The sequence below is a fragment of the Bacillus shivajii genome (assembly GCF_020519665.1).
Lineage (GTDB): Bacteria > Bacillota > Bacilli > Bacillales > Salisediminibacteriaceae > Bacillus_CA > Bacillus_CA shivajii.
In genome coordinates, this window is sequence record NZ_CP084703.1 from 3,266,211 (window position 1) to 3,279,951 (window position 13,741).

Annotated in this window: 14 protein-coding genes; 5 read left to right on the forward strand and 9 right to left on the reverse strand. The window is 37.2% G+C overall.

The features are described 5' to 3' along the window. The first annotated feature begins 160 nt into the window (after positions 1-160). The 3 genes from LGQ02_RS15845 (at position 161) to LGQ02_RS15855 (ending at position 2,664) form a co-directional block, all read left to right on the forward strand. The gene (locus LGQ02_RS15845) at positions 161-793 is read left to right on the forward strand and encodes a GNAT family N-acetyltransferase (RefSeq protein ID WP_226515312.1); all 633 of its coding nucleotides are present in this window, start codon (positions 161-163) and stop codon (positions 791-793) included. Between the two features lie 69 nt (positions 794-862). Then, complete coding sequence (locus LGQ02_RS15850; protein ID WP_226515313.1) at positions 863-1,504, forward strand: acetoin utilization AcuB family protein; 642 nt, start codon at positions 863-865, stop codon at positions 1,502-1,504. Then, positions 1,501-2,664 (forward strand): acetoin utilization protein AcuC, encoded by a 1,164-nt coding sequence (locus LGQ02_RS15855; protein WP_226515314.1) that lies wholly within the window; start codon positions 1,501-1,503, stop codon positions 2,662-2,664. The genes LGQ02_RS15850 and LGQ02_RS15855 overlap by 4 nt, the downstream gene beginning before the upstream one ends. 173 nt (positions 2,665-2,837) lie before the next feature. Here the strand turns inward: LGQ02_RS15855 and LGQ02_RS15860 are convergent, their stop codons facing one another. The 6 genes from LGQ02_RS15860 to LGQ02_RS15885 form a co-directional block, all read right to left on the reverse strand. Beyond that, positions 2,838-3,545 (reverse strand): 5'-methylthioadenosine/adenosylhomocysteine nucleosidase, encoded by a 708-nt coding sequence (locus LGQ02_RS15860; RefSeq protein WP_226515315.1) that lies wholly within the window; start codon positions 3,543-3,545, stop codon positions 2,838-2,840. 139 nt (positions 3,546-3,684) lie between these two features. Next, entirely contained in the window at positions 3,685-4,458 is a 774-nt protein-coding gene (gene motS / locus LGQ02_RS15865; RefSeq protein ID WP_226515316.1) for a flagellar motor protein MotS, read from the reverse strand. Further along, entirely contained in the window at positions 4,451-5,266 is an 816-nt protein-coding gene (gene motP, locus LGQ02_RS15870) for a flagellar motor protein MotP (RefSeq protein ID WP_226515317.1), read from the reverse strand. The genes motS and motP overlap by 8 nt, the downstream gene beginning before the upstream one ends. Before the next feature lie 272 nt (positions 5,267-5,538). Then, positions 5,539-6,546 (reverse strand): catabolite control protein A, encoded by a 1,008-nt coding sequence (ccpA, locus tag LGQ02_RS15875; RefSeq protein WP_226515318.1) that lies wholly within the window; start codon positions 6,544-6,546, stop codon positions 5,539-5,541. A gap of 317 nt (positions 6,547-6,863) precedes the next feature. Next, positions 6,864-7,013 carry a hypothetical protein gene (locus LGQ02_RS15880; RefSeq protein ID WP_226515319.1) on the reverse strand — a complete coding sequence of 50 codons (150 nt, stop codon included), beginning with the start codon at positions 7,011-7,013 and terminating at the stop codon, positions 6,864-6,866. Between the two features lie 263 nt (positions 7,014-7,276). After that, the gene (locus LGQ02_RS15885) at positions 7,277-8,374 is read right to left on the reverse strand and encodes a bifunctional 3-deoxy-7-phosphoheptulonate synthase/chorismate mutase (protein ID WP_226515320.1); all 1,098 of its coding nucleotides are present in this window, start codon (positions 8,372-8,374) and stop codon (positions 7,277-7,279) included. A 244-nt stretch (positions 8,375-8,618) separates the two neighbouring features. On the opposite strand from LGQ02_RS15885, the gene pilM reads away from it, so the two are divergent. Then, the gene (pilM, locus tag LGQ02_RS15890) at positions 8,619-10,781 is read left to right on the forward strand and encodes a pilus assembly protein PilM (RefSeq protein WP_226515321.1); all 2,163 of its coding nucleotides are present in this window, start codon (positions 8,619-8,621) and stop codon (positions 10,779-10,781) included. 139 nt (positions 10,782-10,920) lie between these two features. On the opposite strand, the gene ytxJ is transcribed toward pilM, so the two are convergent. The 3 genes from ytxJ to LGQ02_RS15905 are packed head-to-tail and all read right to left on the reverse strand — an operon-like array spanning position 10,921 to position 12,228. Next, a complete protein-coding gene (ytxJ, locus tag LGQ02_RS15895) occupies positions 10,921-11,253 on the reverse strand; it encodes a bacillithiol system redox-active protein YtxJ (protein ID WP_226515322.1) in 333 nt (110 codons plus the stop codon). 13 nt (positions 11,254-11,266) lie between these two features. Continuing rightward, positions 11,267-11,764 carry a YtxH domain-containing protein gene (locus tag LGQ02_RS15900; RefSeq protein ID WP_226515323.1) on the reverse strand — a complete coding sequence of 166 codons (498 nt, stop codon included), beginning with the start codon at positions 11,762-11,764 and terminating at the stop codon, positions 11,267-11,269. Next, positions 11,764-12,228 carry a DUF948 domain-containing protein gene (locus LGQ02_RS15905; RefSeq protein WP_226515324.1) on the reverse strand — a complete coding sequence of 155 codons (465 nt, stop codon included), beginning with the start codon at positions 12,226-12,228 and terminating at the stop codon, positions 11,764-11,766. The genes LGQ02_RS15900 and LGQ02_RS15905 overlap by 1 nt, the downstream gene beginning before the upstream one ends. Before the next feature lie 338 nt (positions 12,229-12,566). Between LGQ02_RS15905 and LGQ02_RS15910 the strand changes: the two genes are divergently transcribed. Further along, the gene (locus LGQ02_RS15910; RefSeq protein ID WP_226515325.1) at positions 12,567-13,682 is read left to right on the forward strand and encodes an aminopeptidase; all 1,116 of its coding nucleotides are present in this window, start codon (positions 12,567-12,569) and stop codon (positions 13,680-13,682) included. Positions 13,683-13,741: the final 59 nt, after the last annotated feature.

A 13,741-nucleotide genomic window follows, 5' to 3' on the forward strand; every position in this document is an offset into this window, starting at 1 on the left:
TTTAAAGAAGACATGGATCAAAAAGATTCATGTCTTTTTTCATGATTAATCACATCTTTACTCGTCTCCCCTTCTCTGAATTTTCTTAATTATGTTATAGTGATACTACAACTTCTTTTTTCAAAATGCATTTTTTAAGATTGACGAAGGTGGAATGCGCATGAACCATAAAAAAAATTACAAATCTTTACAAATTTTAGTGAAAGAAGAAAAATTTATAGTTGAAGGTCCCATTCAAAAAGAGGAATTAGCTTCACATGAATTTGATGAAGGTCTCGTCGCTTTTCGTCCACCAAAAAAACAAAAGGAAGCCTTATTAAAAGTAGCAGAGTTGCCTGAAAGTAGAATTATTATAGCAAGAGAAAACAATAAAATTATAGGTTATGCGATATATTTATTCCCTGATCCCCTAGAAAGATGGTCAGAAGTCCAATTAGACAATTTGTTAGAACTTGGTGCTATTGAAGTTTCTGCAAATTACCGTGGTTACAAACTAGCAAAGCACCTTCTAAAAGTTTCTATGATGGATGACACAATGGAAGATTACATCATCATCACGACCGAATATTATTGGCATTGGGACTTAAAGGGAACTGGTCTTACCGTATGGCAATATCGTGATGTCATGGAAAAAGTCATGAAATCAGGTGGACTAGAATGGTATGCAACCGATGATCCAGAAATCTGTTCGCACCCTGCTAATTGTTTGATGGCAAGGATCGGAAAAAGAGTTGGTCCAGAAGCTGTTCATGAATTTAACCGAGTCCGTTTTAAACACAAATATATGTTTTAAAGAAATAAACAAAACAGTATATGAATCGCGCAGTTACTTTCCACCATATAAAAGGAAGGAGTTATATTCATGATCATTCAAGATATCATGCAAAAAGATGTGATCTATATACAAAAAAATACTTCCATTCAAGCAGCACTAAATTTAATGAAACAGCACCGGATTAGACACCTTCCGATAGTTAATGAAAGTGATGAAATAATCGGTATTATATCTGATCGAGACTTAAAAGAAGCCAGTCCGTCCATTTTCCAAGAAAATAATGAATCACTTCTCTTAACATCTGTTGAAAAGGTCATGATAAGTGATGTATTGACCGCTCTTCCTTATGATTTTGTTGAAGAAGCTGCAAATACAATGATTGAACACCAAATAAGCTGCCTTCCCATTGAAGATGCAGGAAAGCTTATTGGAATTATTACAGAAACAGACCTGCTCCAAACACTTGTTACACTAACTGGAGCGGATCAACCCACTTCAAGGTTAGAAGTAAAAGTGCCTAATAAAAAAGGAATGCTTAGTGATATTGCATCAATTATAAAAAAACACAATATCAATATTCAAAGTGCCCTCGTCTACCCTGCGAAAGATCCTAATAAAAAAATATTAGTCTTCCGGCTCCAAACAATGGATTTACGTTTGTTATCCAAAGAACTGACTAATGAACAATATGATGTTGTATGGCCAATCGATATGGAGTTGAAATCATGAGTAATGAAGCTGTTTATATTTATTCTCCAGAACAACTCGCATATAAGTTTAACGAAAATCATCCATTCAACCAAAAACGATTAGTCATTACTAATGATTTATTAAAAGAAATTGGTGCGTTACAGGAGCAGTCGATGTTTCCAGCTCGAAAAGCATCCGATCAAGAACTCCTACTTGTTCACGACCGTGAATATGTTGAAGCGGTAAAAGAAGCAAGTAATGGTAAGCACCGCTCTTCATTTGCGACAACTTATGGAATTGGTACAGAAGATACACCTTCCTTTTCGAACATGCATGATGCAGCTGCTTGGCTAGTAGGGGGAACGTTAACTGCTGTTGACTTTATCTTTGAACATGGATACAAACACGCTTTAAATTTAGGCGGAGGCCTTCATCACGGCTTCCGCGGAAAAGCATCTGGCTTTTGTGTATATAATGATAGTTCCATAGCGATTCAGTATATACGAAATAAATATAAAGCACGAGTACTATATATTGATACAGATGCTCACCATGGCGATGGTGTACAATGGGCATTTTATGATGACCCCAATGTATGTACATTATCTCTTCATGAAAATGGACGGTTTTTATTTCCAGGTACGGGCAATGTCAATGAACGTGGACATGGAGAGGGCCACGGCTATTCATTTAATATTCCATTAGAAGCATTTACTGAAGATGACTCCTTCTTAGCTTCATATGAAAAGGCTTTTCGTTCAATTATTGAATACTTTAACCCTGATGTTATTTTGACTCAAAATGGTGCTGACGCCCACCATTTTGACCCTCTTACACATCTGTGTGGTACGATGAACATTTATCACGAAATTCCAAAGCTTGCTCATGATTTAGCCCATGAGTATTGTGAAGGAAGATGGATTGCTGTAGGCGGTGGTGGTTATGATATATGGAGAGTTGTACCGAGAGCTTGGTCACTAATATGGCTAGCAATGACTGAACAGACTCATTTAACAAAGCAACCTATTCCAAGTGAATGGATAAATCGTTGGCAAAAAGATGCACTTTATGATTTACCAAAAACGTGGTACGACGATCGGAACATATATCCGAATATTCCTCGCAAAGAGGAAATCAATAAAAAGAATGAACGTACACTAAAAAATGGGTTAAAGCCTATTAATGAAGCGCACTTATAATCATTTCACTATAACCGAAGAAACATTCATAATGTAAAAAAGTCAGTTCATACTTAATACGTGGAATCCCACACTTCTTGGTCAAAATCTTTCCGATTAACAACGAGTAAACAAAAGAGGACAACCATTAGTTGTCCTCTTCTTTTAAATGAGCTTTTATCGTTAGACTCTCACTAAGGCTGAATGCTTGAAATGACTCTTTCTACGATTTCTGCTGATTTCTTTGCTGATTCAGTGACAAAGCTTTCAAAGTTTGATGGTGCATCACCATTTGCTTTATCTGATATTGAACGAATGATAACATACGGAATATTACTTGTATATGAAACGTGAGCAACAGCTGCGCCTTCCATCTCTACACAATCCCCATGAAACATATCTCTTAACTCGCGCACTTCTTCTTTATTTGATATAAATTGGTCCCCACTTAAAATTTTCCCTTTGATTACTTTATTTTTTTCCTTTAATACTTCTTTAGCACTTTCATATGCTTTTCCAACTAAATTTTCATCTGCAACAAAATCAGAAGGACCACCTGACATCGGGATTGTCCCTTTCGCAAATCCTAAAGAACTAGCATCTATATCATGTTGCTGACAACTTGTTGAAATAACAACATCACCTATTTCAAGCGATGGATTCATGGCACCTGCTACACCGGTAAAAATAATCGCCTCTACTTTAAACACATCAATCATCATTTGACTCGTAATTGCGCCATTTACTTTGCCTACACCACTTTGGCTAATTACAACTTCATGATCTTGCCAGCTCCCGACAAGGAACTCTTTCTTTCCAATAACTTCAGTTCTTAAATCAATTGTTTGCTCTTTAAAATATTGAATCTCTTCTTTCATTGCACCGATAATTCCAATTTTCATATTTTATTCCCCTTTCTTCATCTTATTTAATGGTGCTGACAAAGTTTGTTGTCTCTTCCTCTACAAGCCATATTCTGTATGAATTGATCATGTTATGTATAAAAAGAAAATCCGGGAGATTCCCCCGGAAATCGACAGATTAATATAAGTCTCCTTCATGATAAGAAGGATCAGAGATAACGACAACAACTCGACGGTTTTGCTGTAGGTTCTCTTGTGTTGTATTTGGTGCTATTGGTCTTGTATCACCGTAACCGACAGAAATAAAACGCCCTGGTTCTAAATCATGGTTATTTACAAGAAAACGTATAACACTACTTGCTCTAGCTCCAGACAACTCCCAGTTTGACGGATATTGTGCTGTATTAATTGGTCTACTATCTGTATGTCCTTCAACCTTTACAACATTTGGTATCGTCTCTAAAAGTGTTCCTACTTTCCCTAAGAACGGTTCAGCATCAGAAATAATGTTAGCACGAGCAGTTTCAAATAATGTTTGCTCTTGCAATACTAGAACAACACCGCGATCATCCCTCGTTGCTGAAACTTCTTCAGTTAATTGATTGGCTTCTAAGTACTCTAGTACCTCTTCTAATAATTGATCAAGTTGTTGGTCCACTTCTTCTTCCTCAAGTTCAAGGTGGGTCTCAAAAGGATCTGCTTCTTTCTCAAAAGGATCATCTTTTATATCCCGATCTTCTGCAGGGTTTTCAAAAGGTATAAGAGACGGGTAAAATTCAAACATTGCTCGCTCTTGGAACGAGTCTGCAATAGCTCTAAATTTATTTGCATCTACTACGGACATGGAAAAGAGAAGTATGAAAAAAACGAGAATGAGCGTCATCATATCAGAAAAAGTGACCATCCATTTTGGTGCACCTTTTTCTGTTCGTCCTTGTTTTCTTCTATACATTTAAATTCTCTCCTGACTCCTCTTCCTCTTCCTCACCTTTCTTTTGGCTTGGGAGAAAAGCACTTAATTTTTCTTGAAGAATTTTAGGATTTTGGCCAGATTGTACACCAATAACACCTTCTACAATAATCTGCTTAATAAACACTTCATCTTCCGTACTATTTGCTAGTTTATTGGACATTGGTATAAAGACTAAGTTAGCTAACAACGTCCCGTAAAGTGTCGTTAATAATGCAACTGCCATATTTGGACCAAGTGTTGAAGGATCATTTAAATTTTGCAGCATTAAAACAAGTCCTACGAGTGTTCCAATCATTCCCCAAGCAGGTGCGTATTCTCCGGCTTTTTCAATAATAAGCCTCCCTTTACGATGACGCTCTTCCATTGCAACAACTTCGGCCATCATTATATCTTTAATAGTATCTGGCTCAATTCCATCAACAGCAAGAAGAACCCCCTTTTCAATAAAAGGGTCATCTACCTCTTCGATTCCTGCCTCTAATGCTAATAAACCTTCTCTACGAGCTTTAGTAGACAAGTCTACAAAATTTCCGATCAAGTCTTCTAAGTTATTATTACTTGTTTTAAAGCTTTCTTTGAAAACTTTCGGCAGTAGCTTCAAATCATGATTAGAAAAGTTTACTAAAATTGCAGCCGAAAGCCCCCCTAAAACAATAAAAATTGATGACCATTGAAAAAGAAAAACAATACTTCCTCCGCCTTCAATTGCATTCATATATACCGCAGCAAATATACTGGTAAGTCCAATAAAAATACCAATAGGTGTTAACAAATCTAGTTTCTTCATAATCCTCTCCCTAACCCTGTAAACAAAACTTGGCTTATCGCCAGATCTAAATGGCGAAAGGCTTAGTTGCTGTTATACTATCATCCGCAATTTCTTAAAAAGCGATAGTGTAAACAAAACTTGGCTTATCGCCAGATTTAAGGAACTTCTGCTAAGAACATCCATACCCTTTGGACAAAACAGAAGTCACCACTTCTTGTGGAATTAAAGCCATATTCGTCGTTATCCTATCAACCTTTATTTTGATAGTACAAAACAGCGTTTGTTTCTATTTATTGTTCAATCTTTGTTGATTGGCGATATTCGATTCGGTGAGGTAATAAAACAGCGTGCTCTTCAACCTCTTCTTTGTTCATCAGCTTCGTTAATAAACGCATAGAGACAGCACCAATGTCATACATCGGTTGAACGACAGAGGTTAATGTTGGGCGAACCATCGTTGCTAAGCGTGTATTATCAAAACCGATGATTTCAAAATCATTTGGTACATGATAACCTGCATCTTGTGCACCATGAATGACACCTAATGCCATTTCATCAGTCGATGCAAAGATCGCGGTTGGCCTATTGTTTAAGCTTAGTAAGTTCCCCATCGCTTCCAAACCAGAATCATACGTGTAATCGCCAATAACAACATAATCATCATTCATTGATAAACCTGCACTTTCTAATGCTCTCTTATATCCTGCAAATTTTTGATAACCATTCACTGGATCTTCTAACGTGCCTGAGAGCATGGCAATATCTTTATGTCCTTCTTCAATAAGTGCAGTTATCGCATCAAAAGTAGCTTGTTCATAATTAATATTTACTGATGGCAAAGTCTTTGCATCATCCATTGTTGCAGATAACACAATAGGAACTGGTGACCTTTCAAATGTCTCTTTATGTTCTTCCGTAATCTCCCCACCCATAAACACAATGCCGTCTACTTGCTTTTCCAACAACGTATTTATTAAGTGTATTTCCTTTTCTTTGTTTTGGTCAGAATTACATAAAATAATGTTATACTTGTACATTGTTGCAATGTCTTCTATTCCTCGTGCCAGCTCTGAAAAGAAGATGCTTGATATGTCGGGGATGATGACTCCAACTGTCGTTGTACGTTTACTAGCTAATCCCCTAGCTACAGCATTTGGACGATATCCTAATCGTTCAATCGCTTCTAAGACTCGTTTTCGAGTTGTTGGCTTTACATTAGGGTTCCCATTTACTACGCGGGAAACTGTCGCCATTGACACCCCAGCTTCTCGTGCTACATCGTAAATTGTAATATTCATTGATCTATTGCTCCTCCTTCATATATTAACAACTGTTAGCTTTCATACTTTCATAACGTAATGATATGATACGACACTTTAAGAAGGGGCGCAAATTCTTTAATTATATCGGCATTTTGCCCCAACGATTTGAGCATATCATGAAAAATCTCGTTTTTTATCGAAAAAAGACCTATTTTTTCCTTGATTATCGGCTTAGTACGTGAAGTTTTATACAATAAAAGCCATTACTTATAGAATAAACCTATTCTATATTCTCTATTCTAGGCAAATAGAGAGTAATTTCATACAGTACCAATTTATTTATATGACGTGTATTAAGAAAAGCGCAAGCGCCCTCGCTTATCGACCATGAAAACTGCCTCTTCCTCTGCTAGTATTGCTTCGCAGTGTATCCGTCCACCGCGCAATACGCCACGTCCTGTGGCATGCGCGGCATTAGGACGTCCTGTCCGTCCACCTCGCATACGCCACGTCCTGTGGCATGCGCGGCATTAGGACGTCCTGTCCGTCGAGACAACTCGTAGCTTACTCGTGATGTGCTCGTTGTGCCTTCCTCTACAAGTCTCTCTCGGTTGCTTATCCGTCGGCACAGCTCAACGCATATTCGAAGGTGCATTGTTCGTCGCTGAGCTAGACAACTATCCAGGACAAAAATTTTATACTTTCTTATCCTTAAAAAAGGAAAGACGAGAGTGTCCTATGTTTGAACACTCTCGTCACAATCTCTTTATTTCGTTATAGCTACGTTTTCTTTATTATATAACCCTGAATCAGCAAGGTTGGTAATGAATTCTTCAAATTGAGGAATATCCATTTGCTGGGCTGAATCTGATAACGCAACTGCTGGGTCTGGATGTACTTCTGCCATGACACCATCAGCTCCAATAGCTAACGCCGCTTTCGCTGTAGGCAGTAATAAATCTCTACGCCCTGTTGAGTGGGTAACATCAACCCAAACTGGTAAATGTGTTTCTTGCTTTAAGATTGGTACCGCTGAAATATCCAGCGTGTTACGAGTTGCTTTTTCATATGTGCGAATTCCTCGTTCACAAAGCATAATATTTCCGTTCCCTTTAGAGTGAATATACTCTGCTGCATTTATAAATTCTTCAATCGTTGCTGATAAACCTCTCTTTAATAAGACTGGTTTATCTACACTTCCTGCAGCTTTTAATAATTCAAAGTTTTGCATATTTCTTGCCCCAATTTGAATAACATCTACATATTGTAATGCCATTTCAATATCATGAGGACTAACAATTTCACTGATTACCGCAAGATTATATTTCTGGCCGACATCTTTTAATATTTTTAAGCCTTCCTCACCTAACCCTTGGAAATCATAAGGTGATGTCCGAGGTTTAAATGCTCCTCCACGTAAGAATTTCACACCTTGCTTTTTAAGAGCTTTTGCAACTTCTTCAACTTGTTCATAGCTTTCAACAGAACATGGACCTGCAATGAGTCGCTGTTTCCCATCCCCAACTGTTTCTTGATTTACCTTAACAATTGTATTATCCGGGTGCTTTTTACGTGATACAAGTAATGCTTTACGGTGGTCATCTTCTTGCAGTTCTAAGCTTGCTTTAAAGATTTGTTTAAAAATATGTTGAAGGGTGGATGTTTCAAAAGGCCCTCGATTATTTGCAGCTATAAGATCAAGCATTTTCCTTTCTCTAACTGGATCAAATCGATTCAGACCTTGTGCACTCTTCACTCTCCCTATTTCTTGCGCTAGCCTAGCTCGCTCATTAATAAGCTCTACCAATTGGAGGTTCACATTATCCAACTGGTCTCTCAACTCTTCTAACTGATCATTACCCATTCAAAAAACTCCTCTCTGCTACTCAGTCTGTTTATTCATTTTTCAGTTACCGACTATTATATACGATCATCTTTAGATTGTCACCACTTTTTCTTCATTAATTAAACGCTTTTAAGCATTAAAGCGCGTGATGGGTTGTATAGAGACTATTCTAATAACAATCCGACATTTTTCCTCAAAAACTTATCCAATTGCTGTATAATAAATTTAGATAAATGACTATTTTTGAATGAGGTGATGTCGTTTGCATCGCACAAAAGAACAATCTATTTTCGCATTAGACATTGGGACACGCTCTGTTGTTGGACTTATTTTACATAAAAAAGACGATCATTATCACGTCGTTGATGTTGAACGCCTCGAACATAATGAGCGGTCAATGCTAGATGGACAAATCCATAATATAGTAGCTGTTTCATCTGTTATTAATCAAGTAAAAAGTAAACTTGAAAAAAGCCACGGACCACTAAAAAAAGTATGTGTAGCCGCTGCTGGCCGTTCCTTAAAAACAAAACGGGCAAAAGCAGAAATGAATATATCAGGTAATCCGATATTTGACAAAGAGTCAGTCTTACATTTAGAACTTAGTGCTGTCCAAAAGGCGCAATTTAAATTAGCTCAAACGTATTCTGAGTCAGATAAACAAGTCACTGATTATTGTGTTGGGTATTCAGTCATTGATTACCGCTTAGATGGTGAACAAATCGGAAGTTTAATTGACCACCAAGGTGAGGCAGCTTCTGCCGAGGTTATTGCTACTTTCCTTCCAAAAGTTGTCGTAGAATCATTAATCTCTGCTTTAAAACGCGCCGAATTAGAGCTAGAAGCATTAACTCTTGAGCCAATAGCTGCTATTAATGTTCTAATCCCGCCGTCAATGCGCCGATTAAACGTTGCTTTAGTTGACATAGGAGCTGGAACATCAGATATCGCCATTACAGAACTCGGTACAGTAACTGCATATGGCATGGTCCCTGTCGCAGGTGATGAAATCACTGAAGCGATTAGTGACCACTATTTATTAGACTTCCCAGACGCTGAAATTTTTAAAAGAGATTTAATGACTAAAGATACAGTCACAATTACAGATATTCTTGGCTTCGAATCAAAATATGAAAAAACTGATGTCGTTGCTACCATTCAAAGCGCGGTAGATCGGTTAGCAGAAAAAATCAGTCATGAAATCATCTCTTTAAATAACAAACCACCGAAGGCTGTAATGCTTGTTGGGGGAGGCAGTTTAACGCCAAGTCTAACAACATTACTTGCAGAAAAACTTTCCTTACCAGAAAACCGCGTTGCTGTTCGAGGTATTGACGCAATTAAAGGTCTTCAATTTGAAAAAGAGTGGGAAGAAACACCTGAGCTTGTAACACCGATTGGGATTGCAATTGCTGCAAAAGAAAGTCCTGTTGAATATGTAAGTGTGAAAGTAAATGAACAAGACATTCGTCTCTTTGACATTAAGCAGTTAACAATTGGAGATGCATTAATATCTAGTGGACTCGAACTGACTAAGCTTTATGGGAAACCCGGGATGGCAATGATGGTAAAATTAAATGGCAAAGTTGTTTCGATTCCAGGAGATCACGGAACTCCGCCAATCATAAAAAGAAATGGGCAGCCTGCTAAATTAGATGAGCTCCTTTCCCATAATGATGAAATTACAGTTGAAAAAGGACAAGATGGCAAAAATGCAATCGCGACTGTGAAATATCTTATTGAACATACGGATCATATAACGGTAACAGTCAATGATGAGCAAGTAAAAATAGAACCAATTGTTCGAATTAACGGTGAAGTATCTTTTATGGAAAGTGAAGTCAAAGATCGTGATCAAATTGAATACCGAATACCGCAAACTTTATCCGAACTGCTTTATTCATTACAACAAGACGAACACGAGTTTCAAACGACATCATGGAAGCTTTTTATTGATAGGGAAGAAGTTCATGTAACAAAACCTGGAGCCGAGTTATTAATCAATGGTCATATTGCAACACTAGATTCAAAAATTAAAGATGGTGACCATGTTTCGTATGAACAAAGTGGTTCTGAATCGTTACAATTACAAGATGTTTTCGCACAATTTGATTGGCAAATGTATAAAGAAATCGCCGTTACCTTCAATGAAAAGGCGGTCACATTAAAAAAAGCGAAATTCAATGTGTACCGTAATGGTGAGAAGCTTTCAGATCACTCAACAGTATTCAATAGCGATGAGCTTCATGTTGTGGAAAAAGAAGATGTATCATTCATCTACCAAGATATCTTTGCTAAAGTGGATGTTGAACGTCCAAAGGAAAGAAATAAAAAGCCCGTTATTTTAAGAAACAACCATGAAACAACGTTTTCCTCCCCCATTATTCAAGGAGATACGTTAACATTAAAATGGGTAGATTTATAAATTTTACCGTGAATACAAACGAAGTGTTACATGAACAGATGTCGCCCTTGTGTCTAGACGTGAAAGGTAGTAGCGTCTACTTCCAGTGAGGCAAGGGAACTAAGATAAAAAGCAGCTGGTGATTACCAGCTGCTTTTCTTTATTTATTGGCCCATGCATTTGTTAAACTTTTCTTCGTAATGTTCCAATGTGAGTCATGCCATATGACATCTCCATCATCAAATAATAACACTTGTGGAGATTCATGTTTCACTCCAAATTTCTCAGCAATGTGATTAGATAGCTCTCGTGAATCCTGTACATTTAAATAATAAACAGGAAGGTCTTCATGGTCAGCTGAAAACTTTTCAACTTCTTTGTAACCCTCATGACTAATTGGACATGTTGTACTGTTTTTCAAAAAAAAGTAAGCAGTCTTTTCATTATAAAGTTCATCAAATTGATCAATTGACTCTATTTTCTTGATGCCCATACAAACGTCTCCTTTAACCTTCTTCAGTTTCTGTTGTTTGTTGTGCTCTTTGTTTTTCTTTCTCTTCTACTTCTTTTACTAATTGTTCAACAGAGCGTTGTAAATCCTCTACTTCTTTTTTTACAGAATCAGCAATTTCCTGACTAACCCCTTCAAGGTCACTTGCAAGGTCATCAGCACTTTCAGTTAACTCTTCAACATCTTTACGAACAGAACTTGCAACGTCTTTTACTTTGTCAATAAGCGAAATCGATTGATCTGATACTTGCCTTGCAATCTGAGACGTATTCTCTCTAGCGGTTGAAGCAAATTCATTCCCTTTCTCAACAGCTTGTGTCGTCCAATCAGCTGTTCTCTCCTTTGCAACCTTCGCTTGTTCATTTAGATCATGACGAAGCTCTCTACCTGATTTTGGAGCTAGTAAAAGGGCTGTTGATGCTCCGATAATCCCACCAACTAAACTTCCGATTAAAAAGTCCTTTGTGTTTACACCTTGATTTTGTTCACTCATTATAATTCCTCCTTCTCATTATTAGTTTCTCTAGCTTGACGTTTTTCAGTTTCAGATTTTTTTATTTTCCACTTCTCCCATAAGTTTAAGGCAACATTCCCCCATTGTACAGCTTGAGCCATCTGTTCAGATTGGTTATTTGCTTTACTAGAAACTGCATCTGATACTTTCCTAACAGAATGATTTACTCTTTGTAATGAGTCTCCTAAATCTTTTGCAGCTAAAAACACCGTATTCAAAGAATCTGATTTCTGTTGTATATCATCTGCTAAACGATTCGTCTTATGTAATAGTTGTGTCGATTCCTCTGACAAATCTTCAACTTGCTTTTGAAGCCCATCTACTGTTGAACCAATATTTTCAATCGTTTTTCGCATAGATATAAGCGTTTGAATTAAATAAAAGACGAGAAAAGCAAATGCGACTGCGATGATTGCTACACTAACGTATAAAAGCCATTCCATGATTGATCTACCTCCTCTTAACTTTAACAATTTATGATTATTGGTGAAAGGTTTTTTGCTTTTCTTGTTTACGAATTTGTATTAGTTTGAATCGTTTCACCTTTATCTCAATAATTCTTTTTTTGAGAACAACGCTTACAACTCATGCTCAACCATTCACCTACCCAACCTCTTCTACATCATTCAGCAAAATTCCTTTTTATCTGATGTTTTTAGAATATTCTATCTCGTCCCTTCAAGAATTAGAGGTAATTGGCTAAAAGGCTTGTACTAGCCTCACCTCAAAAACGCGTGTACAATAATAAATGAAATCAGTACATATCGAAGGAGGATTCTTCATGAGAGATCCACGTATTCAAACATTAGCCAAGAATTTAATTAATTATTCTGTTGACCTGCAAAAAGGTGAAAAAATTCTTATCGAAAATTTCGGTGTACAAAAGGAACTAGTGAACGCTTTAGTTGAATCTGCCTATGAAGCTGGTGGTATTCCTTTTGTTTCCCTAAAAGAACATGAAGTAAACCGTACACTCTTAATGGGTGCATCTGAAGAACAACAACAGCTTACCGCTCAATTTGAAGCAAATGTTATGAAAGAAATGGACGCTTATATTGGCCTACGAGCAGGTGATAACATTAATGAATTATCAGACGTACCAGCTGATAAAATGAGCCTTCACCAAAAAACAGTCGGAACAAAAGTACACCGTGAAATCCGTGTTCCAAATACGAAGTGGGTAGTACTTCGTTATCCTAGCTCTTCAATGGCACAGCTAGCAAAAATGAGCACAGTTGGATTTGAAGACTTCTATTTTAACGTTTGTAATTTAGATTATAGCAAAATGGACAAAGCAATGGATGCTTTAGTCACAAGAATGAACAAGACAAATGAAGTTCGAATTACAGGTGAAGGAACTGACCTTACATTCTCCATTAAAGATATCCCTGCTATTAAATGTGCAGGTCGACTAAACATTCCTGATGGAGAGGTATATTCCGCTCCAGTAAAGGACTCTGTAAACGGCACAATCACATATAATACAGCTTCACCATATCAAGGCTTTACATTCGAAAATATTCAGCTAACATTTGAGAACGGTAAGATCGTAGAAGCAACTGCAAATAACACAGAAAAAATTAATGAGATTTTTGATACGGATGAAGGAGCACGTTTTATTGGCGAATTTGCAATTGGCGTTAATCCTTTTATTTTACATCCAATGCAAGACATTCTTTTTGATGAAAAAATTGATGGAAGCTTCCACTTCACACCAGGTCAAGCTTATGAAAATGCCTACAACGGGAATGACTCTGCAATCCATTGGGATATTGTTAATATTCAGCGCCCTGAATATGGTGGAGGGAACATTTACTTTGATGGCGAATTAATTCGAGAGAACGGAAGGTTCGTCGTTAATGACTTAATGCCATTAAACCCTGAAAACTTGAAATAAACGACAAGAAAGCCGGTATGAACAATCATTCATACCGGCTTCTTGTATCTTATCAAAGG